The sequence below is a fragment of the Solibacillus sp. GQ1 genome (genome assembly GCF_059758555.1).
Map to the genome: position 1 here is coordinate 801,563 of NZ_JCAXEX010000001.1, position 26,345 is coordinate 827,907.

Sequence of the window (26,345 nt, forward strand, 5' to 3'; positions counted from 1 at the left end):
TTCTAAGCAAAATAATTAATAAACTGTCATAAAGTTAGAAAAGTTCAATCAGAATGATTGGGCTTTTCTTTTCAATCGTTCGCTAAAAAGGTACAATAGAGAAGAGAAATAGAGTTTTGAAAGGGGCAACACCAGTGTCTGAAAATATTTCTGTGTTAATTGTGGACGACGAGGATCGAATTCGTCGTTTGTTAAAAATGTATTTAGAGCGTGAGGGCTATACAGTAGAAGAAGCGGAAAATGGAGAACAAGCACTTTCGATGGCACTTGAAAAAGATTATCATTGTATTTTGTTGGATATTATGATGCCTGAAAAAGATGGTTTGGAAGTTTGTGCTGAACTGCGCGAAAAGAAAACAACGCCTATTATATTGTTGACGGCAAAAGGTGAAGAAGCAAACCGTGTACAAGGATTTGAACTTGGTGCGGATGATTATATTGTGAAACCATTTAGTCCGCGAGAAGTCGTATTACGTGTAAAAGCAATATTACGACGCTCAGCAGTATTTTCACCTGTTTCAAATGCTTCATCTTCTAAAGATTTAGTTGTGTTCCCGCATTTAACAATCGACCATGATGCACATCGTGTGACAGCAGATGGAACGGAAGTAAATTTAACACCGAAAGAATATGAATTATTATACTTTTTGGCGAAGTCACCCGATAAAGTATTCGACCGTGAGCAATTATTAAAAGAAGTATGGCATTATGATTTCTTTGGTGACCTGCGCACAGTTGATACACATGTAAAGCGCCTGCGTGAAAAGCTGAACCGTGTCTCTGAAAATGCAGCAAAAATGATTGTTACGGTTTGGGGAGTAGGCTATAAATTCGAGGTCGTAAATGATTAGAATAGCAACAAGTATTGTCGGGAAGCTATGGGTAACCATTTTGCTTCTCGTTTCATTTGTCCTGTTTATTTTTACAATTTTCATGTTGGAGTTTCTTGAAAACTATCATAACGAACAGTCCGAGGTTTCATTAAGGCAAACAGCCGCAGCCATTGCGAGTATTATCGATGAAGAAGAGATCGATGATAAGCAGTTTGCAATCATTTCGGAGTTATTGACGGAAACGACAAACGTACTTATCGCCAAAAGTTCAGATGAAATATTGTATGCAAGACAAGAAGGCATCAATAAAGAAGAAATTCAGCAAAAAATTATAAGCAGCAAAGCATTTGAAGAAGTATATGCATCATCAGAGCCGATAGTAAAGGAACTGACGCTACCTTCGAATCGAGAAGAAGCGAACAGCTCCAATTATATTGTATTAGGCTTCCCGCTTAAAAGTGTTGAAGATCTACATGGGGCCGTCTTTATTTACAAAAACCCCGACGCTTTACACCAGACTAGTAATGAAACGACGAAAATTGTTGTGTTAGCTGCGGCTATTGCATTTATATTGACGACAATTTTTGCATTTTTCCTTTCTTCTAAGATAACGCTTCCATTGCGTAAAATGAGAGAGCATGCATTTGAATTGGCAAAGGGGCGTTTCGATTCAAAAATTGAAACGAAGCAAAATGATGAAATTGGTCAGCTTGCCGTCGCCTTTAACCAGATGGGCCGTCAATTGAAGCATCATTTGGAAGTGATCAACCAGGAAAAAGAACAATTATCGAGCATTTTAACATCGATGACCGATTCTGTTATTACATTTAATCGCGATAAGACGATTTTAGTGAGCAATCCTCCTGCAGAGCGACTACTGCAAAAATGGTTCGTCGAAAAAGGATTGGATAGCTCAAAGCCGATACCGGATGAACTTTATCAAATGCTTGACCATGTGTTGAATTTCGAGGATCAGCTGGACGAAGAGTTTGAAATGGGTAAATCCTATTACAGTATAACGATTAGTCCTTTGTACAGCAGAGATTCCATTCGTGGTGCAGTCGCTGTTATACGCGATAAAACCGAGGAAACGAAACTGGAAAAACTGAAATCGGATTTCATTGCCAATGTTTCACATGAGCTCCGGACACCAATCGCGATGCTACAAGGCTATTCTGAGGCGATTATTGATGGGGTTGTGACAACAGAGGAAGAACGTATTGATATGATCCGGATAATTTACGATGAATCACAGCGTATGAGTCGTCTCGTAACAGATTTACTTGACTTGGCGCGGATGGAATCAGGACATATGAGTCTGTATAAGGAAGACGTGCCATTAGTAGCGGTTATTGAACGGATGACACATAAGTTTGACCAAACAGCGAAAGAAAAGCATGTGCAACTGCAGATTGAAACTGACTTTTCGGATGAAACGCTTATTTCGATTGATGAGGACCGTATCGAACAAGTATTAACGAACTTGATCGACAATGCGATTCGCCATACACCAGCCGATGGATCGGTAACTGTTTCTATGGCAAATGAGCAAAACTATGCAAAAATTCAAATTAGGGATACAGGGCAGGGTATTCCGCAAGATGATTTGCCATATGTATTCGAACGGTTCTACAAAGCAGATAAAGCACGTACTCGTTCGAAAGGCGGAACGGGCTTAGGCTTGGCCATTACGAAAAACATTGTGGAAGCACATAACGGCAGAATCTCTGTTGATAGTGTGGAAAAGCAAGGAACAACCTTTACATTTTACTTGCCATTATCTTAAAAAAGTGGGGTAATGGAATTATGAGTATAAAAAAGTTTATCATTTTGAATCGTTCAAAGTGATAAACTTTTCTTTTTAATAGACTAATTCGTTCGTAAAAGGATGATTACTGTAACTTTTCTGTTTCGAAAACGACAAATTACGTGAATGGAGGTGGGATGGGTGCAGCAATCCATTTTCCATCGATTATACGATACGTATCATCAGGATGTTTTTAATTTCTTATTTTACTTAGTGAAAAATCGTACCGCAGCTGAGGATCTTGCCCACGAAGTATACGTTCGTGTATTAAAATCATACGAGCGATTCGAAGGGAAAAGCTCGGAAAAAACTTGGCTGTTCTCTATAGCAAAAAATGTGGCGATTGACTATTTCAGAAAAAAACAAGTTCGAGATAAACATGCATTTACAGCTTTTGATTGGGAGACAGAGCAACTCGTAAGCCCAATCCCTTCACCTGAACAATTCACCGAATTAAATGACCAGCTCCATCAATTACTGGTTGCATTGGAGGAATGTTCAGGTGATCAGAAAATGGTGATTATTATGCGGTATATTCAAGAACTTTCAATTCAGGAAACAGCGGAGATATTAGGATGGACGACCGGAAAAGTTAAAACGACACAGCACCGTGCTTTAAAGAATCTGCGGCTGCTATTGGAAGCGCAAGAAGGAAGGGAGGCGAATCCATTATGAAAAAGGAGCATTGGGATGAAAAAGAGATTGAACTTTTTCTGAAAAAAGCACCGAAAGTAACTGATCATCGTTCAAAAGATGAGGTATTTAATCGTTTAATGGATGAAGGAGCATTTAATGAAGATCCGCCTCACATAGAGCAAAACAATCAAAAGGGTATACGTTGGGCGCCATTATTCGTCTCGATTGCATCAATATTTATTATTGTTTTAATCAGCGCGCAATTTATAGGCAATAATGAATCGGTTACTATGCAGAATGAAACATTCGATCTTGCCACTCCGGAATCGGAAGAAAGTATGACAATGAGTGCGAAGGAAGATGCATCTACACAACGCTCCATGATTAATAGTTTTTCGACGGAAGCTCAACCGGAGCAAACATTAGTTTATGAAAGCGAGCTAGAGGAAAACACATTATTTGCAATTGGTCTTGCAGGGGATGATGCAGAAAGTGTACCTGTAAGCATATTGATTCCAAATGAAATTGTTGCCGAAAAAACGGGTACAGAAAATCCGACGAAGCTGGAACTTTATAACACATTCAGTCCGTTGCTTGACGAACAGTCGCTAGGCTTTAATGAATACCATCCTTACAAGGGCAAATTGCGTGAGGAAGGGAACAGGCTTGTTCATATGTTGCCGGAAGATCACCAATATGATGCGGGAACTGCTTCCTTATCAAATTATCTCGGTTCCCTTGTCGACACTTTCAGAGATGCATATATGGAAGTGGAAATACAAAATACGGCCGGAAAACCAATTTACTTTGACCATGTTGGCGACGTAAAAGAACCGTTTTTATTAAATGATGAGAACGCTCAATATAATTATTTTATGTATCAGATGCGGAATGGGGCGGTATATTTAAGTCCCAATTTCCGAATGAGCTTTAAAGATGTGCAAGAAGCAATCAAAAATATGACGGTGGAAGCGAATGATATATACAGAACGGTTATATTGCCGGGTGTATATTTAAAAGTTGAATACGCTAAGTCGATTGTAAGAATTACATTTGAAGAACCTTTAAACTTGGACAATTATGAACCAGCTCAAGGAATGCGAATGATTGAAGGATTAATAATGACAGCAGCAAGTTTTGATAAACAGGTGAAATTTGAAAATATCGTACAGGAACAATGGGGCGGTTATGACTTCACAAAACCGGTAGATAAGCCGGTTGCGGCGAACCGTATTCATTATGAATTTCAATAATTCAAATAATTTTACTAGGAATTGTAAGCAATGGGCTTTACAATTCCTTTTTTTTATATATAATAATAGTTATAGCAAGGTAATTGCTACATAATTTCATATTGATTCATCTTCGGGGCAGGGTGTAACTCCCGACCGGCGGTAATAAAAGTTATAACTTCTGACCATTTACTTGGAGGAAGTTATGTCGAACTTTTCGAGCCCGCGAGCCACTTTTGTGTGCAGGATTTGGTGCAATTCCAAAGCCGACAGTATAGTCTGGATGGGAGAAGGTGAAGGTACGGTCGTCATTTTTTGAAAATGCCGTGCTTTGCAGTACTTATTTCTAATTCCTTATTTGTAAACGGAATATTTTTCGTGTACAAAAAACAGGAATTGCTGCAAATGCACAGATAGACCCTTTATTTAAGTGTGCCTATTTCTCCCTTATGCTCTAGTTTAGCATAAGGGTTTTTTCATGGAATGATTTGATTCGTCCTTTCTTCTTGCGAGATGGAATCAGCAAAGAGGAGAGATTTATATGCAAAAAAGAAGTTTAAAGTTACGATCATTCGTAACAATCGCAATGCTGAGTGGGGTTTCATTTGTGCTAATGTTGTTAAACTTCCCACTACCATGGTTCCCGGTGTTTTTACAAATTGATTTCAGTGATGTGCCAGCATTGATTGCGGCAATTACGATGGGACCTGTTGCAGGTATCCTAGTTGAACTTGTTAAAAATGTGCTTGACTGGATTTACACAGGGGCTCCTGAAGGAATTCCGGTAGGTCATATGGCTAACTTCGCTACAGGTGTATTATTCATTTTACCAGCTTACTATATTTATAAAAAATTCCCTTCTGCAAAAGGGTTAATGACAGGCTTAGTTGTTTCTACAGTTGTAATGTCACTTGGAATGGCGGCATTAAACTACGTGGCGTTCTTACCGCTGTACACGTACTTACTAGGCTTCGAATATAATATGTACGAAACAATCGTGTTAGGTATTTTACCGTTTAATATTGTTAAAGGAATTATGATGTTTGTGGTCGTGACGATGCTTTACCGTTCAATGCGTGTATGGATTGAAAATCAGCGCAGACAATATTTAGCTTAATTAAATAATAAATTATGGAGCGATGTCATAAAAGTGTTAACTTTATGACATCGCTCCTTTTATATTTACTCTTACTATTGTCATTCTGTTATAGGGCTGATATGATATTGTACATTGTTAAGAAAATTAGGACGTTTCATTAAAACACCATGAAATGACATCTTGGGAGAGAATATGATGGACAAGAAAATACCATTTTCAACCTATGCAGTAATCGGAACGATGCTGTTTGGGATGTTTTTTGGAGCAGGAAATTTAATATTTCCGATTCAAATGGGGCAATTGGCAGGGACAAACTATTGGTTTGCGCTAATTGGCTTTTTAGTTACGGCAATTGGTTTGCCGTTTTTAGGAATTCTGGCAATCGGATTGTCGGGAAGTAATGGATTGCGCGATTTGGCAAGTAAAGTACATCCAATGTTTGGATTGTTTTTTGCATTGGCTTTATACTTAACGATTGGGCCGTTTTTTGCAATTCCGCGTACAGCAACAGTACCGTTTGTTGTTGGATTTGAACCGTTTATCGATCCTTCACAGGCGACATTGTGGCTTGCGGTATTCAGTTTTATTTTCTTCGCGATCGTTTTTTATTTTTCACTAAATCCGGCGAAGATCATGGACATTATAGGGAAGTACTTAACACCGGCATTTTTAGTATTTTTATTTGTGCTAATCGGTATTAGTCTGTTTTCTCCAATGGGGAAATTCGTTGAGCCTGCTGGAACTTATATTAACGAGGCGTTTATGACAGGTTTTAAAGAAGGCTATAATACGATGGATGCACTTGCTTCGCTTGCATTTGGTATTGTTGTCATCCATGCGATAAAGCGGACAGGGATTACAGATAAGAAAGAAATTGCAAAAGCGACTTGGAAATCAGGTATTTTCGCAATGGCATTAATGATGCTGATTTACGGTCTGATTGCTTACATGGGAGCATCGAGTATAACGGCGATTGGTACATTTGACAATGGCGGTCAAATTTTTGCTGCGGTTGCCGATCATTATTTCGGCTCATACGGAGCAATTTTGTTGGCGATTATTATTGTACTTGCATGTTTAAAAACGAGTATTGGGCTCATTACTTCATGCAGTGAGTTTTTCCATGAAGTGTTTCCGAAAATCAGCTATAAAACATTTGTAGTCCTATTATGTGTTGTTTCATTTATCATTGCGAACTTTGGTTTAACAAATATTATTACATATGCAATTCCAGTGTTGATGTTCCTTTACCCTCTGGCAATAGTGTTAATAATACTGGCGCTTCTAGGACCGCTATTTCACTACAAAAGGACTGTATTTGCAGGGGCAATTTTACTCGTATTCTTTATTAGTATAATTGATGGGTACAATGCGTTAATCGGAAGTGTGCCGGCATTTGAAGTGAGTGTGCTGTCTTCTATTTCAGCTTTTTACGCAGATTACCTACCGCTCTATTCCATTGGTTTAGGGTGGATTGTTCCGGCGTTAGTAGGAGCGGTTATCGGATTATGTATTCCGAAACGCACGAATGAAATCAATACGGATTAAAAAATGGTTGTGTAAAAGGAAAATTTCCTTTTACACAACCATTTTCTGTTTTAGTGGATATTTTGCTTTTTAAAGCTTCCACCTTTAACTTCGACTACTTCGTATACTGTCACAAAGGCATTCGGATCGATTTCTCGGATAATACCCTTTATCTTACTTTCTTCCATCCGGTTGATTACACACGTAATTTCTTGAAATTCCTGATGGGAGTATGCACCGTATACTGTACTGAAAGTCGCGCTTCTTCCTAAACGATCTCGAATTGTTTCGACCATTTTAAGCGGCTCTTTTGTAATGATTTTATATGTTTTAGAGCCACTAAGTCCTTCTTCAACAATCAAGATAACTTTTGATGCGATATAATAAGCAATTGCTGATAACAAAGCACCTTTAAAGCCGAATACAAACGATACAATGATGAAAACGAAAAAGTTTAAAAACAAAATGAGATCACTTGTACCGAAAGGCAATTTTCTCGATAGTAACACTGCAAGCATGTCTATCCCATCAAGAGCACCACCATTACGAAGCGCTAACCCCATACCAATACCTAAAATAATTCCTCCTACAACTGTAATAAGCAATGCATCGCCAGTAATAATAGTTGGAACATGGTGCATAAGCGAAGTACCAATTGCTAATGATGCGATACCGATAACGGAGTTGATTGCGAAGGTTTTTCCAATCTGTTTATATCCTAAGTAAATAAACGGAATGTTTAGTATGGCGATCAGCAGGCCTAATGATACTGGTGTTAGCTGAGAGATGACAATACTAATCCCCGTGATTCCACCATCCGATACGTTATTTGGTATTAATACTGCTTCTAATCCGTAAGCAGCGATTAAACCGCCAATAATAACGATGATTTTTTGTCCGATTGACTTTGCTATGTGTTGCTTTGACATAAAATTCCCCCTCAATATACGGTAACAATTATACATGAATAATAGCGATATTACTTTTCATTGCCCCATTTTTTTCAAAAAAAAGCTATCGGGAAAAACAATGCTTTTTCCTGACAGCTTTTATGGGAATTTTGGGAATTATTTATTTCCTATTTCTGATTCAATTAAATCCTCCAAAGATTTTGCGTTTTCCAGAGCTTCGGCAGGGATTGTTATTGTTGGTACTGTATTAAAATCTGAATATTTCATAGTTGATTTACTTTTTATATTCATTACAACACCTTCCAGGTTCATGCCGAATCCGAAGTCCATTACCATTTCTTCTATATCAAATGTTTCCTTATTAATTTTGATTTCATAAGAAAAATTATCGTATTTTAAATTTTTCATATCGGCCAGTACTTCCTCGTCCAAACCTAAGTTCATGGCAGACATTTGTTCTTGTATAAGAGCGGTAAAGTTATCTCCAGTACCTTTCAAATTTAATGTATAATACCCATCCGTTTCTTTGATATTGAAATCGGTTGCAAATTTCTGCAACATTTCTAATTGATCAGCAGCATTAATTTGTGCGCCAGCTTGCGTTAATATTTCTTCGAACATGTCGGCAGGATAATTAATCCAAGTTTCTGACGTGCCTTCATACATATACATGCCATCTTTTTCTGTCATATACATTTTTAAAGGCATATCAATCGATTCGCCTGTTGTTGGCTCGACCATAGACATTGTTCCTTCAATGAAGAACTGCATAGGTTTATTGACAATTGACATATCCATTTTTCCGTTAGTATCGATTTTTATACGTTCTTCCCCATCTTGGATATCCATCGATTGCGTCATTGTCATTTTTGCTTTCATGCTAGTTGTAGCTTGTTGTTTTTCGATTGCCTTTGTGAAAATGGTTTTTAATAGCGCTGAATCCGTTGAAGACGCTTCTGTATCATTTTCTGTGAATTCGTTCACTACATTGAAAATGAATGTTGCTAGTTGACCGCGTGTTATCGATTTCTCTGCGCCAAATTCCGTATCACTTATGCCTTTTGCTATACCGTATTCATATAAAGCTGTAACGACATAAGCGTATTCATTATCCCCAGTCACATCATGAAAAGGGCTGTCGCCTTCAGCTTTTAAATCCAATGCTTTAGCGAGCATATAAGCAAATTCCCCACGCGTAATTGTTTCATTTGGCTTGAAAGTGTTATCTTCATACACTTTAATTGCATCGAGTGCAGTCAATGCTGCGATAGAACCGTAGTACTGATGTGATGCCGGAATATCGGTGAACTTAGGATTGACCACATTTTCCGTATCAAGACCAAGTGCACCGGCAATAATTTTAGCTGCCTGTCCACGTGTCACATTCTGCGCGGGTTTAAATGTTCCATCTGGATAACCACTAATAATTTCGGCTGCATGCAATTCTGTAATCGCCTTAAAATGTATGTTGTTTTCAGCAACATCTGTGAAATTTACGGCAGCTGAAGCAGGGGCTACTGTTGCTGCTGTCATTGCTAATGAAGCAACTGCAAATGTGTAAAACTTCTTTTTCATACTAAATATCCTCCTTGTCCTAAGCAAATATTCATATGTGTCATGCATAATTTGCAAAAGACTTTATCTTAATTCGGCAGCTGTTTTCGTGCAGCTAATGAATTAGAAACAAAGTAAGTGACCGGCAGGAAAGACGGATAAGCTTCCGGGTAACGGGAAATTTCTATTATTTGTAAGAGTAGTTAAGCATTTTTTAGTATGCCATATCACATATATCCATTATATATTAATATCTTATAATTATTTCAATAAAGTCCATAATTTTGAAATATATTTGTGTTTTAATTATGACTGTGACATGGATTGTAATAATCAGGTGGAACTAACTTAAATGTAAACAACTTTTAAAAATAGAGGAAAGCTCACATAAAAAAGAATGAAACTTCGGTGACCGTATGCTAATTGCTGTTCTTGGCGTACGGTTCTTTTTGTGGAATTAAAATGTTCGAATTATGCGATTAAATTATTCTAAAAACGATATGTTAGTTTTTATAACATTAGATTGACAAAGAACATTACATTGATTTAAAGTAAATGGTAAGAAGAGGGAGGCGAGATAATGAGTCGAGAGTTTCGAAGAGCGATGCCGTTACTGCCGATTAGCATGGTTATGCAATTGACGGAATTAACGGCTAGACAAATTCGTTATTATGAAGAACATGAATTAATCGTCCCTGCCAGATCAGAAGGGAATCGAAGGATGTTTTCTCTTGATGATATTGATGCATTGCTGGAAATAAGAGAGCTACTCGACCAGGGCATTAATATGGCGGGTGTCAAAAAGGTATTTGCAATGAGATCGAAAGAGTATGTAAAGAAACCTGACGTGGTACGCGTGACAGATACAGAATTGCGGACTATATTGCGTGAAGAAATGCTGCAGGCGCAGCGCATGCAAAAAACATCGCTACGTCAAGGCGATTTATCGCGTTTCTTTCAATATAAAACTGAGTAGGACCAACTAAAAAGGAGAGTGTTGAAGTATGGCAAATGTAATGGTGAATGGAACAAGCAAAGCAACGAAAGAAAGCATTAAAAAAATTGTAGCCGATAAAAATGTTAAATTTATTCGTCTGCAATTTACCGATATTTTAGGAACAATCAAAAACGTTGAAATTCCGGTAAGTCAGTTAGATAAAGCGCTGGATAACAAAATGATGTTTGACGGTTCTTCAATTGAAGGTTTCGTGCGTATTGAAGAATCTGACATGTATTTGCGTCCGGATTTAGATACTTTCATGATTTTCCCATGGACTGCAGAAAAGGGAAAAGTTGCCCGATTAATTTGTGACATCGCACGTCCGGACGGCTCTCCTTTTGAAGGGGATCCGCGCTCTAACCTAAAAAGAATGTTAAAAGAAATGGAGGAATTAGGTTTTACAAGTTTTAACTTAGGACCTGAACCAGAATTCTTCTTATTTAAATTAGATGAAAAAGGCAACCCGACATTAGAACTAAATGATGATGGTGGATACTTCGACTTGGCACCAACAGATTTAGGGGAAAACTGCCGTCGCGATATCGTATTGGAACTTGAGGAGATGGGCTTTGAAATTGAAGCATCACACCATGAAGTAGCTCCGGGTCAACACGAAATTGACTTCAAATATGCAAACGCGGTGGAAGCATGCGATAACATTCAAACGTTCAAATTAGTAGTAAAAACAATTGCGCGTAAACATGGCTTACATGCGACATTTATGCCAAAACCTTTATTCGGTGTGAACGGTTCAGGAATGCACTTCAACTTATCGTTATTCCAAGGAAGCAAAAATGCGTTTTGGGATGAAGGGGAAGACTTACAGTTATCAAAAACAGCGAAACATTTCTTAGCAGGTGTATTAAAGCACGTTCAAGGATTTACAGCGGTGACGAATCCGACTGTCAACTCATACAAACGTTTAGTACCAGGCTATGAAGCACCTTGTTATGTGGCATGGTCACCAAAAAACCGTTCACCATTAGTACGTATTCCGGAATCTCGTGGTCTGTCAACTCGTATTGAATTAAGATCAGTTGACCCATCTGCAAACCCGTACTTAGCAATGGCTGTTATTTTGGCTGCAGGATTGGATGGCGTGAAAAATAAAATCGAGCCACCAGCACCGGTTGACCGTAACATTTACGTGATGAATGCTGAAGAGCGTGCAGCTTATGGTATTGCAAGTTTACCAGGTTCATTGGATGCAGCATTAGCTACTTTAGCGAAAGATGAAGTAATCATTGATGCATTAGGTGAACATATTTATGCAAACTTCAAAGAAGCAAAAGAAGTGGAGTTTGATATGTTCCGCACATCTGTACACCAGTGGGAACGCGACCAATATATGAAGATGTACTAAGAAGAAAGCGTTGGGGCTGTAGGCTCCAACGCTTTTTTCATTAAACAATATTTAAGATTTTTATTTCATCCTAATGTTGTAGAGTTTTTTTCTCCTTTTCTCTCTAAAATGTGGTAAGGAGGGATGTAAATGAAACAGTGGACAGAAACATTACATGTAGCACAATTTCGTATCGCACGGCCAACTGATCAAATAGAACAGATTGAACGTTTTTATTGTGAAGGTCTTGGTCTTAAAAAACTTGGCGGCTTTAAAGGACATCGAGGGTACACTGGTATTATGATTGGTTTACCGGATGCATCGTATCATCTGGAATTTACTGAACATATTGATGGAAGTCCATGTCCTGCACCAACGGAAGATAATTTGCTCGTATTTTATATGCCTGATACCGAACAAATTCAAGCAGTGAAGTCTCGACTCGCTAGTATGGGCTACCACGAGGTGCCGCCTGAAAATCCGTATTGGGAAGAAAAAGGTGTGACTTTTGCGGACCCGGATGGCTGGCGAATAGTATTGATGAACACAGAGGGGATTTAATATCTGGTAAACAGTATATAGGTACAAAACCTGCACTACGAGGACGCACCACTAAATGAAAATATATTAAAAAGAAAGCGTTGGGGCTTATGCTCCAACGCTTTTCATTAATAAAACATAAATATGGCAGATCCATATTACGAACCTGAACAACATTATTTATGTATTCTCTCTATTTTACGCAGCAGTATCTGAATACTTATTAAGTAATTCATCTAATTCTTGACTGCAATGTACTACTTCAGGGTGTGTGAATCCTAGATCATTTGCTTTTTTGTACATGTCTTTTCTTTTAGATTCAATTCTTATTCTCAATCTTAGTCTAAATATTTTTTTGAAAAATAAAAATTTCATTGCTAAATTTATGTTCCTTTCTGAAATATTACGCTGTTTTATATTTTCGAATTAAATATAATAGCGCTTATTCATCGTATCCTATTAAGAAATAATAAAGTGTCGAATCGTGGTAGAAATATAAAGTTCATAAATTTGTAAAAAATAGGTGTATTATACAAAAATAATTTCATCTCATATTGACTTCAATTATGAAACGAAATAGTTAAATTAAAGTGTTGATTTAAAGCGTTTATTTTCCTGTTTTTTGAAAATTTACCTTTTAGTTTGTAAATTATTAATTGATAGATTATTCTAATAAAGTACCCAATAAATCGAAATTTAGGTTTGTAACCGTTTTCAATGTCGATATATAGAAGGGGGAGGGGATTACATATGTTGCAGGCATTAAAAGTTGGATTTCTCATCGAACGCTCTAACCGAAAAAATATTGTTGCGTTACTCGCAGTGATCGTTATTGTGTTTGGATGTATGTTTTTTATTAAGGCAGAGTCAGTAGGGGATCAGCTCAATGAAAAAAGAGGCGACTACTATAGTTCGCGTGCTGTATTATCCAAGTTCCAAGTTCAGGATGCCTCAAGGGACGGGGATGGCAGTGATTTATTTAAAAATCTGACACAGCAGAAAAGTGCCGTGGCCTTACAAATTGCTTCATTAACTGTAGAAAACTATCCGATGTATTATGAGGCTTCCTATCGTATTGCTGAGTTGCGGCAACAAGCTTTTGATATGGAAGAGTACGAAAAAGTGAAGGATTTGCTGCCTACAAAGTTTCAAAATTCAATGAATTACTTATATTTTAAAGTGATGTACGAATCGGGCAAAAATACGATTAGCGATCTATCTCATTACATACCGTTTTTGTTGTATTTCTTTAGTTTAGTAGGTGTTGGCTGGTACATATTTATGAGTTTCTATACGAGTTCGATTTTACTGGATGATTTTGAGCATTCAAGCATTATTAAAGGTTACCCGGTCCGATTTGACCAATATGTAATATCCAAATGTATCATTGCCTTTTTGTATGTTGTCGCATTTATTGCGCTCATCTTTATTAGTGCTTCACCCTTGTTATTCAATGGATTGGGTGAAGGCTCTGAACAAGTGGCCGTCTATTTCGGAGAGCCGACATTAATTTCAAGTGTGTACTATATTGTACTTTGCATTGTCTATATGTTTGTCATTTCGATATTTGTAATGCTTTTGTCCATTATTTTAAATGTACTGCTGAAAAATATGTATTTGACATTGTTTGTTCATTTGATTCTATTCTTTTTACCGATTATTTTCCCTTTAATTATTAGTGTGTTCCCGTACAATCCGTTCCATTTCATGAACTTCAATGAAATTTTAAATGGAATGCCGTTGGATTTAGTGCGTCCTGTGGATGTAACGATGAATATCGGATTACTGATTATGAGTATTTGTATTTTAATCATGTTATTCGTCATTAAAACATTCTTCTCTACAGGAAAAATTAAAAGGGCCTAGGGGGGAAAGAAATGTACGGATATTTTAAATTTGAACTGAAACAGTTTTTTACGAATAAGAAAAACTTGGCGGTCTATTTTCTGCTGGCATTTGCTGCGATATTTTATGCGTTTAAGATTGCACCTGCCTATGATCCTATTGAAAAGGTCGACAGGGAGGAAATTGAAGCCCGCTATTTAACGCGTCAGGAATTTATTGATGATTTAAGTAAGAGGGATTTAAGGGAAATACATCCGACATCAGTTAGAGCATATTATGATTTTGCTGATATCAACCCGCTGGATAAGGCAAGAATGGATGCCCTTGACGCAAATGATCTGAAAAAGTATGCGGAAGTAACAAGCGACTGGTATATTCAAATGAACTATTTGACATTTTATAATGAAAACCTTTTCTATAATGACCGATATTATGTGGCAGACAGGGAATTTGCAAATGTTGAAGGTGCTTTAAATGCGATGGATCAACATTTCCGGTACGGTGCTTTTAATGAGGCTAATTACGAATTGTCGATTGGTGTTTTTGAACAGCGTACGGCATTGCAGACGTTTGAGCGACTTCTGAAAGGTCCGCTTCCTTTAATATTAATTATTTGTACCTTATTACTGGCGATCGATATTGTGACGAAGGATCGTCGTCACCCGTCTGTGCTGAAAGGCTTTCCGATTGCGGACTGGAAGAAGCTGCTCGTAAAAATAGGTGTTGCTTTTATCGGCAGTATCACATTATTTGTACCTTTACTTATTGGTTTTATGATAATCGGGGCTCAATCAGGTTTCGGCCATCTTAAACTGCCATCACCCGAGTATGCTTTTAATTTCTTGCAATGGGGGAATGAGAGTTTAGCTAATATGATGACATTAGGCATGTTTTTGGGTCGGTCTTTATCATTACTGATTGTATGGTTCATTGTCATAATCAATGTTGTAATTTTATGCAGTGTACTGTTCCGCCAAGAAATGGTGAATTTGGCAGTCGGACTATTGGCCATTTTTGGCGAAAAGTTTTATATAAGCCGCGGTATCGGATATTTTTGGGAAGTGGAAAAAGTTCCTACTACGTATATCCATGTCGGAAAAGTTGTATCTGGTTATCAGAACTATTATTTAGGAAGTGAGAATGTAGATTATCAATACGGCCTGCTATTATTGACAATATGCGCGGTTATTCTATTGGTGATTGTGTTGCTCATTTCACTTATTAAACGTTTCAAGCTTGTAAAATAGGGGGGACAACGAATGATTGCTATTGAAAATATTACCGTTCAGTTTGCTGATAAAAAAGTGCTAAACGATATTTCGATCAAGTTTGAACAAGGCGAAATGATCGGGCTAGTTGCACCGAACGGAACCGGTAAATCCACTTTGATGAATGTCATTATGAACTATTTGCCGCCAACAAGCGGAAAAGTATCATTTAACGATAATCTTAGCTATTCAAATAAATCCAGTGAGGTAAAAATCCACAAGTTTGTGTCGATGATGCCGGATCAAAGCGATTTATATAATCATTTAAGCGGACGTGCCCATTTAAAAATGTTCGCAACGATGTGGAAGTCTGATCCGAAACTGATCGACGAAACAATTGAAGCGCTGAATATGGGCCATTATGTAAATAAGAAAACTGGGACTTATTCACTCGGCATGCGTCAGCGGCTTTGTTTTGCGATGCAAATTGTGGCGAATACAGACATTATGATGATGGACGAAGTAATGAACGGACTTGATCCGAATAATATTGAAGTGATTTCTAGGATTTTAATGAAGAAAAAGGCTGAGGGGAAAATGATCATTATCGCTTCGCACTTGCTTGATAATCTGGAAAAATATGCGGACCGGATTTTCCTGTTTAATGAAGGGAAGCTGGTCGATACAAATGAAATCATTGAAGGGTTCAGTCAGGCGAAAATTAAAACAGTACGGGTAAAAAATATGGAGGAGTCCGTAAAAGCGCTCCTAAAGGAGAAATATCCGCTAATCGAGCAGCAAACACTCGTTACGGATATGACACTGCTGCATCTCCCTAGTTCGGAACCGATGCTGTTAAGCAATCTAACTGAATTTTTGGTGGATAACAATATAATGGACTTTGCATTTGGCAAAGTGACATTGAATGATTTATATGCCCTTTACTATCATGAAGTTATATAATAAAAAGCCTTCGTCAATCAATTTTGACGAAGGCTTTATTTATAACGAACAACAAGTTTGAATGGTATGCTTGTAAGTTATAAAAGAGTATAAATTTTACTTTTTAAACATTTAATTTTTTCTTCCAGTTCAATGAGAAGATACTTGAAGAAATAACAACTACGAATAACGTAATTACCGTAATAAATACGATGTAGTAAGAACCAGTTGTATCGAAAATATAACTGAATAAAGTAGTACCGACTGCAACACCTAATGTTGAAGCAGACATGATTGTAGTATAAATGGATGCATAGTCTCTACCGCCAAATACTTCACGAATAACCATTGGAGGTAAAAGGGTAGACCCTGAGAAACCGATACCGAATAATAATGCACCTAAATACATCATACCGATGCCGAATGAATCAGAGAACAGTAGCGCAATCGTACCTAAAATACCACTGCCGATACCTGTCAATAACGCTAATTTAACGCCAAATTTATCGTTAACCGCACCGATTAAGAACTTCCCGCCCGTTTGGCCGATCGTCACACATGTAACACCTGTAGCGGCCATTGCAGCAGAGAAACCAACTGACTGGATAAAGTTTGGTACATGGAAGCCAACTGTAGATGCTAAACCAAATAAACCTGTAAATCCTAAAATTAAATAGAATGGTATTGTTTTGATGGCAACTTTCTTCATTACCCCAGTTTCAGGTTGTGCTTGTACAGCATCTTTATTTGTTGTTTCTTCAGCACCATAAGGCTGTTTGTTCATATCTTCGGGTTTTGAACGAATAACGAATAATGTAAACGGCAAAATTAATAGGGCAATACATACACCTAAAATCATGTATGTTGGACGCCAGCCGATTGATTCGATTAACGCACCAGTGATTTGAGCGAAAATCGCACCACCAATACCCATGAAAGCCATTGCAAAACCTAATGCCGTACCGGCTTTTGCTTTAAACCAATTGTTGATTAGTAATGGAATCGTTCCATAAATTAAGAATGTACTACCGATACCAAGTGCTACACCTGAGATGTAGAAATTCCAGGCAGATGTATAGAAGCCCATTAATCCGAATGCGAGTGCATTTATAATACCAGCTATTGTTAAAATATAACGAACATCGAATTTATTTAGAAACTTCCCAGCGAACGGTAAGAAAATTGTTACCGTTAAATACATAATTGATGTATACAAACTAATATCAGATACACCAACACCGAAATCTTGTGCAACAGCGCGATATAATAGACCAGCACAGCTTACGATGATCCCGACACTTGCCGCATAAATCGCAGCACTTGCGATCATGATCCACCATGCATAGTGCATTTTTCCTTGTTTTTTCATGCTATCTCCTTTGATGTATAAGAGAAGCAAGTGAATTGCTTCTCCTCTTCATTTTTGTAAAATCATTTATTGAATTGTGAAACCGCCATCAATTGTTACCGCAGTACCGCTCATAAATTTCGCTTCATCAGATGCTAAAAATACAGCTAAGTCTGCTACTTCTTCAACTTGACCAAATGTACGTGTCGGTACAGCTTCTTTAGAAAGACCAGCTAAAACGTCTTTTACTAAAGGTGTTTCAATTGTACCCGGGCAAATTGCATTGATTTTTATACCGTAGCGAGCGTATTCGCTAGATAAATGTTTTGTGTAACCGATTGCACCATGTTTAGAAGCTGTATATGCTGCTCCACCTTTACCTGCAACTAAACCGGCAACTGAACAAATATTTACGATTGCACCAGTTTGACGCTCAATCATGCTTGGTAATATAGCGTTACAGAATTCGAACATGCTTGTTAAATTAATATCAATTAAAAATTTCCATTGATCTAATGTAGTTTCAAGCGATTTTTGATACTTGTCGAATACACCTGCATTGTTTACTAGTACATCAACTGGACCGAATGTTTCTTCTGTCACTTTAATGCAGTTTAAAATGTCTTCTGTTTTCATGACATTTACCGGTACAGCGATTGCTTCGCCGCCAGCTGCTTTAATCTCTTCTGCAACAGCTTTTGCCCCTTCCAGGTTTAAGTCTGCAACAACGACTTTTGCCCCTTCTTTAGCAAAACGAATTGCTTCGCCTTGACCCATTCCTGATGCTGCACCTGTAATTATGGCAACTTTATTTTGTAATCGCATAGTAGATCTCTCCTTAAATCAATTTTTTAATAATTGCTTGCGCGCAATTTATATCTTAAACTTATGGTACATATAATTAAAAATACTTATTTCTTATGTTGATATAACTTAAAGTTATTTAGAGGAGGCAATTTGAATGGATTTAGTGAAACTGCGCTATTTTTATGAAACAGCGAAAGTACAAAATATGTCACATGCCGCAAAAGAACTTTTAATTTCACAACCGGCATTAAGTAAGGCAATTGCGCAGCTGGAGGAAGAATTGGAGATGGATCTTTTTTACCGTAACGGCAAACGCATTACACTTAATTCAAATGGTGAATTTTTATTTAAACGAGCGGAACGAATTTTTGCGGAAATCCTGGATCTGGAGCGAGGTTTACGTGAATTTCGTGAGCAGGGCAATGGGGAATTGTCCATTGTTACAACGTTACCATATACATTTACGAATATATTAAATGAATTTTTAAATTTTTATCCATCCATTAAATATAAGCAAGTGCCACTATCGAAGGATAATCTTGAACAATTTATCGAATATGGAAAATTTGATTTGTGTATCACAACGGAAAAGTTGAATCACCCGAATGTGGAATGGCTTCCTTTGTTCAACGAGGAAATATTTTTAACGGTACCTTCGACATACCCGGAAGCTGAATTGGAGTCGGTTAACCTTTCCGAATTGCGTTCTTTACCATTCATTGGTCTGACTGCTGAATACCGTTTTCGGCAGCTGACGGATGATTTTTGTCGGGAGAACGGTTATACACCTGAATACCAAGTGGAAGTAGAGGAAGCGACGACGATACTTCAGCTTGTAAAGAATGGTCGTGGTGCTGCCTTTACACCTGAAACGTCGATGAGTATGTATGATGATAAAATCAGGCATATCCGAATTGAAAATGGAGAATTTACTCGGACAATTGGATTATTAAAACATAAATATACGTATACTACAGCCATTTCTAAAGCATTTATTCAGCATTGTTATAATTATTTTGAGAGTACACATAAATAACCCTTTAAAAGACGAATTCCCCGCCTATTGAACATAGACGGGGACATTTTATTAGGGGGAGTTGATTGTTTTGTCGAACAATGTATTGTAATAGTTTAGAAGTCATTCGTTGAGCAGAACTTAATAAACTATAATTCGTCCAAATTTCCTCCAAGAAATTTGATGGCTTTGAATTTTAAAGTTGGAGGCTGTAAAATCCAATGATAAGACTGAGTAAAAGTCCTGAATTACAAAATCGTAACTTAAATTCGAGAGTGAAACGAATTTAAATTAGGTTATTTATGCAGAGACAAACAATCTTTTGCACAAGTAAAATATACATGGATTTTTTTATTATGAAAAATACTTATTTTTTATTCTGATATAACTTTTGGTTATTAAGGGAGCACTATATAAAATCAAAACGCCATTTCCTATTAAAGAAATGGCGTTATTGTTTATATGATGAATGGGGGATTGTATCGTAGTGCAATATAAAATGACAAATAATTATTAAGGGATTCAATACTTCATCAATGCAATGGATGGTGCAGATGCAATGGTGGAGGGATGAGCCAGCCTTTTGATTTGTTTAGGCGCAATAGCTTTGCTCCAAGCTGTGCCTTAGCCGTATGGAATTGACCATACATCATTCCGATATCTTCTCGCATTGTCATACCCATAGCCTGACTGCAAGCAACTAAACCGGCAGCGACATCTACAGATAATGCTGCACTTATTTCAGGATCATTGAATCTTGCTCCTGGCGGGATATTTTCGATTCGTGCTTCAGGACGTTCTGGTGGTGCAGGAGGAAGTCCAACTCCATTTAATTTAAGAATTTTTTCTAATTGCTTAACTTCATCTCTTGCAAATTGGATAAAGTCTTCAATTATTTTTTTCAAGTCCTGGTCACCGGCATGATTATAAAAAGTCTGATACCCTGCAATCATACTGTAACCTGCAGCCAAACTTGTCCAAATGTTAAAAACTTCTCCATAATGTAACGGTTCGTCTTTTGGGTTACCCGTTAATATTCCCATCATTACACTTCCTTTCAAAATTAGGTGAATTTCATACAACGGTAGTATGAGCAACTAAAGTGTTTTAATTCATTTTTAATTGAAAAAAATACTATACATCACCTGACTTTGAAAAACGAAAAACAATTCATCATTAGAATGAAAAGTTTGATAAATGACAAAAAAATAAGACGCTTGCTACTGAAATAGAATAGCAAACGCCTTATTTGAATGTAATTAATATGTATAAAGTGGTAAGTCAACCAGTAACGAGTAATGTTGAAGTAAACGGGATTTACTTCAACTCGTTAATAAAATAAAGCTATTTTTATAAATTAGTTAGTAGGACCTTGAACTCTTTTGTAAATTTCTTTTTCAATTTCTTCTTTTGGCTTTTTAAGCGCAATTTCCAAGACATCTAATATAATTGTTGAGAGTTGCTGTAAAATTTGGGAGTCTTGAGATGTGATTTTTTTCTCTTCTTTTTGTAATTCCAAATCTTTTCGTAGGAGTGTATTCATTAATTGGGCAGCTTCTAAATGATTATTCGCACCTAAGATTTCTGCGTGATTTCTTTGGCGGTTTGTACTGCGGTCATTCCATTCGCTTGGTTCATTCGAAAAACAATCCATAATTTGAACTGCTTCATCATAGCTCAATAATTTTTCAAGTTGTGAGTTTTTACTCTCAACTGGATGATATAGTGTTACTCCCGGTCTGATTTTTGATTGCATAACATAGTAAAGCATAGGTTCTCCTGTGAAGTTTTGTTCTATAATACCCTCAATCTGGCAAATACCATGGGATTTATAAAACGTTAAGTCACCAATTTTATACATATATACGCCTCCGGAAAAAGTTATACATTTAATAATAAAGTAAATTACCGTTCAAGTCAACTAAGTTGACTTGAATATCCTATTAGTATTATGAACTTGAATTAATATATTAGCTTTAGTATGATGCTTGAGACTATTTAAGAATTATGTTGACAGAAAAAAGGGGGGAGAAGCAATGATTGACTTTATCGAATTATTGTATCGCCAACATAAACAATTACGCCAAAAGGCAGAAATTATGTGGAATGAAAATAATGACCTTCATATAACGAGTTCCGAATGGTTTGTACTGAAAAACATATATGAGGGCTACGTAACGGTACCCGAATTAGTAAAACAGTTAGACATTTCAAAGCAGGGGGTTCATAAATTTGTGACTTCCTTACAAGAAAAAAAATTAATTACGACCGAATTAATAAAAGGCTCGAAAGTTCAAAAGATGGCACATTTGACCGAGAAGGGAATCGTTATTTTTAATGAAAGCAAAAAGATGGAGCTTGAAATAGAAAAGATGGTAAGGGACACGATCGGGGATAAAGAATATGAACTGCTGCTGGAAATGCTCAAAAAGCCGCTCCTGAAAATTTAAATCCGATAATTTGGAAATGAAGATAACTGAAAAACCGCACGAAAGAATACTTCCTTCATGCGGTTACTTTAATATAGTATAAATCTTATTTAAAAGAACCTTCAAAAACAATTTCGTTTAACGGACGTCGACCTGATGGTGTTTCACGTGCCTGTAATTCAGGAGACAGCATTTCTTTGTCGCCTTTGTAACCAATTGCTATTGCTAAATGCACATCAAATGTATCCGGAATGTTAAACGTCTCTTTTGCCACATCTTTATGAATACCGCTCATTGGATGTGTGATTAAACCTTCCTTAGCTGCCTGAAGCGACAAGAAGCCCCATGCTGTCCCTGCATCAAACTCATGTGAACCTTTTGTATTGTCAGAAACGACTAATACTAAAACAGGTGCACGTTTTGCCCATACTAAATTACCTTCCATTAAAACAGGGTGGAATTTTGCTAAATCCTCTTCTGTTTTCGCTACGATAAAACGCCAAGGTTGGTTATTGCCTGCTGAAGGAGCCCAACGAGCTGCTTCAAATAAACGGTTTAATACATCTTCTGCAACAGGTGTGTCTGCATAAGCGCGCGGTGACCAACGATTTAAAAATACGTCAGAAATGTCGTGTTCCGCTGTTCGAAATTCTTTTGCTTGTAATACCATAAAAAAATCCTCCTAGTTCTATGTAATACATCTCCTATAATAACCAACGCTAAAATACAATTGCAAACAAAACGATTACAAAAAGTAAGTAAATAATTTTTAGTTAGCTAATGTGGCTAGTTATTGAAAATATGCATCTACCCATAAATAATTGTTAAGGCAGATAAAGTTGAGTTTATAGTAGACAAAACCGATTTTTTGCTATATACTAAGGTCAATGAGATAGTTATAAGACATTAAATTCACCTATTACAAAAAGTATTTCGTGGTTTAGTTGGTACTTTTTGTAATATGTGAATTTTTTTCTTTTTGAAGAATTGCGATCTTATTAAATTTAATTAATTGGAGGTCATTTATTATGACACAAGGTACAGTAAAATGGTTTAACTCAGAAAAAGGTTTCGGTTTCATCGAAGTTGAAGGCGGTTCTGACGTATTCGCTCACTTCTCAGCTATTCAAGGCGACGGTTTCAAAACTCTTGAAGAAGGTCAAAAAGTTGAGTTTTCAGTAGAAGACGGTCAACGTGGACCACAAGCTACAAACATCGTAAAACTTTAATTTTAATGATGTAACTATAAAAGAGGGATCCTTTCATTAGGATTCCTCTTTTTTGGGTATTTTTAGACAAAAAAATAAAGCAGTTCAAATTTATGGGGAAGTAAATTTGAACTGCTATTAATTTTGCTTATTTTTTAAAGTTTATCCGACTAAGTTATGCTTAACGACTTCATAAGCCTAATTCAGACTCAAAACCTTGATTTATTAAGGTTTGTAGCCTAAAAAAACAATTGTACCCCAAAATGTACCCCAAAATGAGCTTAAAAAGCAGAAAAACTTAATTTACACGAACTAAATCATTGAGCATTTTCGAAGCGAGAATTTCCTCGTTTTCGAACGAGTGGGCATAAGTTGAAGTAACTGTCTCCACTGTATCTCCCAACAATGCAGCGATCGTTGGAAAAGGTGTATTTTGTGCCGCTAAAATTGAAGCATATGTGTGGCGTAAATAGTGTGGCGAAATATGCGGCAGCTTATAATCTGTACACAGTCGAGTTAAAGCACGATTAATGTAGTCACGAGCAACCGGCATACCATTTGGATGCACAATTAAATATTTCTCAGGATTAGCATCGCGATTGTACCACATGACCGGTTCAAACCATAATAAGTACTTTTTGATGCACTTGGCTAATTCGTCAGTCAATGGGATAGTACGGATACTATTTTGAGTCTTAGGGGAACGTGTCCCTAAGGAGTCACGAGTTTTAGTGATGGAGATTGTTTTATTGTCAAAGTCAATATCATTTGTAGTTAATGCAAACAATTCTCCTTTTCTCATGCCAGTGAGCGCTAAAATTATAATGGCCGTGTATTGTGGGATAGAGCTGTTTTCTTTTGAAATTAGTAATAGTTTTTCCAAATCCATCACACTCAGAGGCTGCCTCTTCTTTTTTGGTTCTGCATGCTTTATATTGACAGATGTAAAACGTTTGCGATCTAACCATTCCTCGGCGATGGCATAATTAAATGCTGAATTTAATGTGCGATACATGGATTCAATTGAAGTAGCTTTGTAACCGGCATTAATCATGGGGTCTACAATATTCGTTTGCAAGACACCATTGGTTACTTGTTTTAGCTTCAAGTTTCCGATATGCGGATTAATATGCCGTTTAATTGCATTCAAACTACTTTTGTAAGTAGTAGGTTTCCAGGAATTCTGTTTAGCTGTTGCATAATTCTCCATTAAAGCCTTTACTGTCATGTTGTCATTTTTTAAAATTTCATGATTATCATTTAAAATTTGTGCTTTCACTTTAATTAAAGCGCGTTCGCAGTCTTCGATTGTTTCAAATCCTCGCTCACTTTTCTCAGGTCGTTTCCCATTATGGTAATATTTAAAGCGAAAAGCGTATTTCTTCTTACCCTTAGAGTCTTTGTAATAGTAGATACAATCTTTTTTTGTTTTAATGTAATTTTCTCTTGCCATTTGATTACCCCATTCTTTATGCACGGGCAGGTGCTTTAGCTTAATGTTGGCAATCGATTAACATCACCTCCTTTAAAGGGGAATATATGTTCTTGGAAGGGTATTAAAAAAACTTCCTACATTTCAGCTCGACTAATTCAATCGGTACATTATGTATAGAAGCTATGTCATAGATAGTCTCCTTTTCTTCAAAACTATCATCCGGGATTAATAGTTCAGCTGCAAAGCGATTGGCTTCGAGTTCGATTTTGCTTACAGATAAATAAGTATTATTGTTCATAAAAGGTGTATTTACTTTAGGATGCAGTACAGCATGGCCCAGTTCATGCGCACAAACAATCCGTTGCTGATTAAGATCCAGGTTATGGTTGATTACAATATATTGATTACGTCGATCGTATTTGTAATAACCATTTATATCAGGGTGTAAATTATGTTCCATCACATGGATTTTTAAGTAACTTGCTAATTCATATGGGCATTCAGTGTTATATTTCTGTTTTAACTGATTGGTTTTTTCTTTTATCCACATGCAATCACTTCGTTTCTTTATAAACATTAATATATACTGATACTAAATATATCTAGGAGTGAAGAAAATGATTAATGAAATTCATCAAATAACGGTAAATCAATAAGAAGTATCAATACTGATGTCTGCATTGAAATATTTATAATTTGAATGGGAAATGATTTCAGAAGAAGAGGAACTACACTAAAATTTAACTTCAATCATTCGAGATAAAAGAAATTAATTCGAAAATTCCAATTAAATATTGTTCTGCATCCCATTCAGTAATAACGCCTGATTTACTATGTGCACTTGCTCTACGCAATTCATTTAACGCTCGTATTCGGTGATTTAGCCTTTCATTAATAATTCCATTTTCTAAAAGTATATTTGCGTAGTTTAACGTGTGTTTATCTCGGAAGTTTTGTGGTAAACGATTTTTCCCTAACCTTGAAACTATAGTAATTTGAAGTAACGTTTCCAGAGACACCGCTGCAGTTACAGTCGAAGCAAGGTATAATTTATGGTCATAAGCTTTTAGCGCTTCTTGAATTTCGTACTTAAATTGTTCGTTATCTATCAATGATAAATATTTGCGTACGTTAATAGATGTCAAAGAATAACCTATTCTATCGATTTCTTGGAAATGTTTATCGGCTAGATTTCTACCACGATACTTAGCAGCGTCCAAATTATAACTCGGTTCAGGCTCATCAGTTTCGCCATACCAAGAATATAATTTTTCAATATAATTATCAATTCCAGCAATTTCCAACAATCTCGCTCTTTTAATATGTTCAGGCAGATCTTCAATCACTTTATACTCTTCGTAAGTTTTAAATCCATCTACTTTAGAAATGAATTCGTCTTTACTATTAGATGAATGAAGATAGTAAATATTAATATCGTAATCACGGAAAAGAGCCACAACTTTTACCGGTGACATAAACGGAAAAGAACTGTTATTTTCGTGGAAATCATCTTTGTAATATTCCATTACTCTTTCCCGATAAGTTTTTAAAGTTTCTTTAAAAAACCATTCTTCATATTTAATAAAATCATCCACATTTTTTAACCAAATCATAAAAATACCCCCCT

At 36.6% G+C, this 26,345-nt stretch carries 26 protein-coding genes and 1 riboswitch; of the genes, 15 read left to right on the plus strand and 11 right to left on the minus strand.

The window, feature by feature from the left end; translation table 11 throughout:
• The first annotated feature begins 134 nt into the window (after nt 1–134).
• From AC6CH1_RS03770 to brnQ, 6 genes are all read left to right on the plus strand, one after another.
• The gene (locus tag AC6CH1_RS03770; protein WP_353056557.1) at nt 135–851 is read left to right on the plus strand and encodes a response regulator transcription factor; all 717 of its coding nucleotides are present in this window, start codon (nt 135–137) and stop codon (nt 849–851) included.
• A complete protein-coding gene (locus tag AC6CH1_RS03775) occupies nt 844–2,619 on the plus strand; it encodes an ATP-binding protein (protein WP_498316351.1) in 1,776 nt (591 codons plus the stop codon). Before AC6CH1_RS03770 ends, AC6CH1_RS03775 begins: the two co-directional genes overlap by 8 nt.
• Nucleotides 2,620–2,781: 162 nt before the next feature.
• A complete protein-coding gene (locus tag AC6CH1_RS03780) occupies nt 2,782–3,315 on the plus strand; it encodes an RNA polymerase sigma factor SigX (protein WP_251688958.1) in 534 nt (177 codons plus the stop codon).
• Nucleotides 3,312–4,529, plus strand: coding sequence for a hypothetical protein (locus AC6CH1_RS03785; RefSeq protein ID WP_498316352.1), 1,218 nt, complete (start codon nt 3,312–3,314; stop codon nt 4,527–4,529). The genes AC6CH1_RS03780 and AC6CH1_RS03785 overlap by 4 nt, the downstream gene beginning before the upstream one ends.
• A gap of 104 nt (nt 4,530–4,633) precedes the next feature.
• Nucleotides 4,634–4,807, plus strand: a riboswitch (FMN riboswitch).
• Between the two features lie 242 nt (nt 4,808–5,049).
• Nucleotides 5,050–5,625, plus strand: coding sequence for an ECF transporter S component (locus tag AC6CH1_RS03790; protein ID WP_427710689.1), 576 nt, complete (start codon nt 5,050–5,052; stop codon nt 5,623–5,625).
• 177 nt (nt 5,626–5,802) lie between these two features.
• Nucleotides 5,803–7,155, plus strand: coding sequence for a branched-chain amino acid transport system II carrier protein (gene brnQ, locus AC6CH1_RS03795; RefSeq protein WP_498316353.1), 1,353 nt, complete (start codon nt 5,803–5,805; stop codon nt 7,153–7,155).
• A gap of 50 nt (nt 7,156–7,205) precedes the next feature.
• On the opposite strand, the gene AC6CH1_RS03800 is transcribed toward brnQ, so the two are convergent.
• Both AC6CH1_RS03800 and AC6CH1_RS03805 read right to left on the minus strand, forming a co-directional pair.
• A complete protein-coding gene (locus AC6CH1_RS03800; protein WP_251688950.1) occupies nt 7,206–8,063 on the minus strand; it encodes a YitT family protein in 858 nt (285 codons plus the stop codon).
• A gap of 138 nt (nt 8,064–8,201) precedes the next feature.
• Complete coding sequence (locus AC6CH1_RS03805) at nt 8,202–9,620, minus strand: S-layer homology domain-containing protein (RefSeq protein ID WP_251688948.1); 1,419 nt, start codon at nt 9,618–9,620, stop codon at nt 8,202–8,204.
• A gap of 559 nt (nt 9,621–10,179) precedes the next feature.
• On the opposite strand from AC6CH1_RS03805, the gene AC6CH1_RS03810 reads away from it, so the two are divergent.
• The 3 genes from AC6CH1_RS03810 (at nt 10,180) to AC6CH1_RS03820 (ending at nt 12,502) form a co-directional block, all read left to right on the plus strand.
• A complete protein-coding gene (locus tag AC6CH1_RS03810) occupies nt 10,180–10,575 on the plus strand; it encodes a MerR family transcriptional regulator (RefSeq protein WP_008408113.1) in 396 nt (131 codons plus the stop codon).
• A gap of 40 nt (nt 10,576–10,615) precedes the next feature.
• Nucleotides 10,616–11,962 carry a type I glutamate--ammonia ligase gene (gene glnA, locus AC6CH1_RS03815; RefSeq protein WP_251690033.1) on the plus strand — a complete coding sequence of 449 codons (1,347 nt, stop codon included), beginning with the start codon at nt 10,616–10,618 and terminating at the stop codon, nt 11,960–11,962.
• Between the two features lie 129 nt (nt 11,963–12,091).
• Entirely contained in the window at nt 12,092–12,502 is a 411-nt protein-coding gene (locus AC6CH1_RS03820; RefSeq protein WP_498316354.1) for a VOC family protein, read from the plus strand.
• A 177-nt stretch (nt 12,503–12,679) separates the two neighbouring features.
• On the opposite strand, the gene AC6CH1_RS03825 is transcribed toward AC6CH1_RS03820, so the two are convergent.
• Entirely contained in the window at nt 12,680–12,856 is a 177-nt protein-coding gene (locus AC6CH1_RS03825) for an aspartyl-phosphate phosphatase Spo0E family protein (RefSeq protein WP_251688944.1), read from the minus strand.
• Nucleotides 12,857–13,231: 375 nt separating this feature from the next.
• Here AC6CH1_RS03825 and AC6CH1_RS03830 point away from each other — a divergent pair, with 375 nt between their 5' ends.
• The 3 genes from AC6CH1_RS03830 to AC6CH1_RS03840 are packed head-to-tail and all read left to right on the plus strand — an operon-like array spanning nt 13,232 to nt 16,497.
• A complete protein-coding gene (locus AC6CH1_RS03830; protein WP_498316355.1) occupies nt 13,232–14,347 on the plus strand; it encodes an ABC transporter in 1,116 nt (371 codons plus the stop codon).
• Between the two features lie 11 nt (nt 14,348–14,358).
• Entirely contained in the window at nt 14,359–15,573 is a 1,215-nt protein-coding gene (locus tag AC6CH1_RS03835; protein ID WP_498316356.1) for an ABC transporter permease, read from the plus strand.
• A 12-nt stretch (nt 15,574–15,585) separates the two neighbouring features.
• A complete protein-coding gene (locus tag AC6CH1_RS03840) occupies nt 15,586–16,497 on the plus strand; it encodes an ABC transporter ATP-binding protein (RefSeq protein WP_498316357.1) in 912 nt (303 codons plus the stop codon).
• A 103-nt stretch (nt 16,498–16,600) separates the two neighbouring features.
• Here the strand turns inward: AC6CH1_RS03840 and AC6CH1_RS03845 are convergent, their stop codons facing one another.
• Nucleotides 16,601–17,845 (minus strand): MFS transporter, encoded by a 1,245-nt coding sequence (locus AC6CH1_RS03845; protein ID WP_498316358.1) that lies wholly within the window; start codon nt 17,843–17,845, stop codon nt 16,601–16,603.
• Nucleotides 17,846–17,911: 66 nt separating this feature from the next.
• Nucleotides 17,912–18,649, minus strand: coding sequence for an SDR family NAD(P)-dependent oxidoreductase (locus tag AC6CH1_RS03850; RefSeq protein WP_251688936.1), 738 nt, complete (start codon nt 18,647–18,649; stop codon nt 17,912–17,914).
• A 136-nt stretch (nt 18,650–18,785) separates the two neighbouring features.
• Here AC6CH1_RS03850 and AC6CH1_RS03855 point away from each other — a divergent pair, with 136 nt between their 5' ends.
• Nucleotides 18,786–19,667, plus strand: a complete 882-nt coding sequence (locus AC6CH1_RS03855; protein WP_251688934.1) for a LysR family transcriptional regulator — start codon at nt 18,786–18,788, stop codon at nt 19,665–19,667.
• A gap of 512 nt (nt 19,668–20,179) precedes the next feature.
• Here the strand turns inward: AC6CH1_RS03855 and AC6CH1_RS03860 are convergent.
• Nucleotides 20,180–20,689 carry a DUF3231 family protein gene (locus AC6CH1_RS03860; protein ID WP_251688932.1) on the minus strand — a complete coding sequence of 170 codons (510 nt, stop codon included), beginning with the start codon at nt 20,687–20,689 and terminating at the stop codon, nt 20,180–20,182.
• A gap of 314 nt (nt 20,690–21,003) precedes the next feature.
• On the minus strand, nt 21,004–21,507 hold the full coding sequence (locus AC6CH1_RS03865) for a CarD family transcriptional regulator (RefSeq protein ID WP_251688930.1): 504 nt from the start codon (nt 21,505–21,507) through the stop codon (nt 21,004–21,006).
• Nucleotides 21,508–21,682: 175 nt separating this feature from the next.
• Between AC6CH1_RS03865 and AC6CH1_RS03870 the strand changes: the two genes are divergently transcribed.
• Nucleotides 21,683–22,096 carry a MarR family winged helix-turn-helix transcriptional regulator gene (locus AC6CH1_RS03870; RefSeq protein ID WP_251688928.1) on the plus strand — a complete coding sequence of 138 codons (414 nt, stop codon included), beginning with the start codon at nt 21,683–21,685 and terminating at the stop codon, nt 22,094–22,096.
• Nucleotides 22,097–22,181: 85 nt separating this feature from the next.
• Here the strand turns inward: AC6CH1_RS03870 and AC6CH1_RS03875 are convergent, their stop codons facing one another.
• Entirely contained in the window at nt 22,182–22,745 is a 564-nt protein-coding gene (locus tag AC6CH1_RS03875) for a nitroreductase family protein (RefSeq protein ID WP_251688926.1), read from the minus strand.
• Between the two features lie 358 nt (nt 22,746–23,103).
• Here AC6CH1_RS03875 and AC6CH1_RS03880 point away from each other — a divergent pair, with 358 nt between their 5' ends.
• Nucleotides 23,104–23,304 (plus strand): cold-shock protein, encoded by a 201-nt coding sequence (locus tag AC6CH1_RS03880; RefSeq protein ID WP_008404960.1) that lies wholly within the window; start codon nt 23,104–23,106, stop codon nt 23,302–23,304.
• A gap of 277 nt (nt 23,305–23,581) precedes the next feature.
• On the opposite strand, the gene AC6CH1_RS03885 is transcribed toward AC6CH1_RS03880, so the two are convergent.
• The 3 genes from AC6CH1_RS03885 to AC6CH1_RS03895 form a co-directional block, all read right to left on the minus strand.
• Nucleotides 23,582–24,736, minus strand: a complete 1,155-nt coding sequence (locus AC6CH1_RS03885) for a tyrosine-type recombinase/integrase (protein ID WP_498316359.1) — start codon at nt 24,734–24,736, stop codon at nt 23,582–23,584.
• A gap of 103 nt (nt 24,737–24,839) precedes the next feature.
• Nucleotides 24,840–25,268 (minus strand): ImmA/IrrE family metallo-endopeptidase, encoded by a 429-nt coding sequence (locus AC6CH1_RS03890; RefSeq protein WP_498316360.1) that lies wholly within the window; start codon nt 25,266–25,268, stop codon nt 24,840–24,842.
• A gap of 196 nt (nt 25,269–25,464) precedes the next feature.
• Nucleotides 25,465–26,331, minus strand: a complete 867-nt coding sequence (locus tag AC6CH1_RS03895) for a hypothetical protein (RefSeq protein WP_498316361.1) — start codon at nt 26,329–26,331, stop codon at nt 25,465–25,467.
• Between the last annotated feature and the right edge of the window lie 14 nt (nt 26,332–26,345).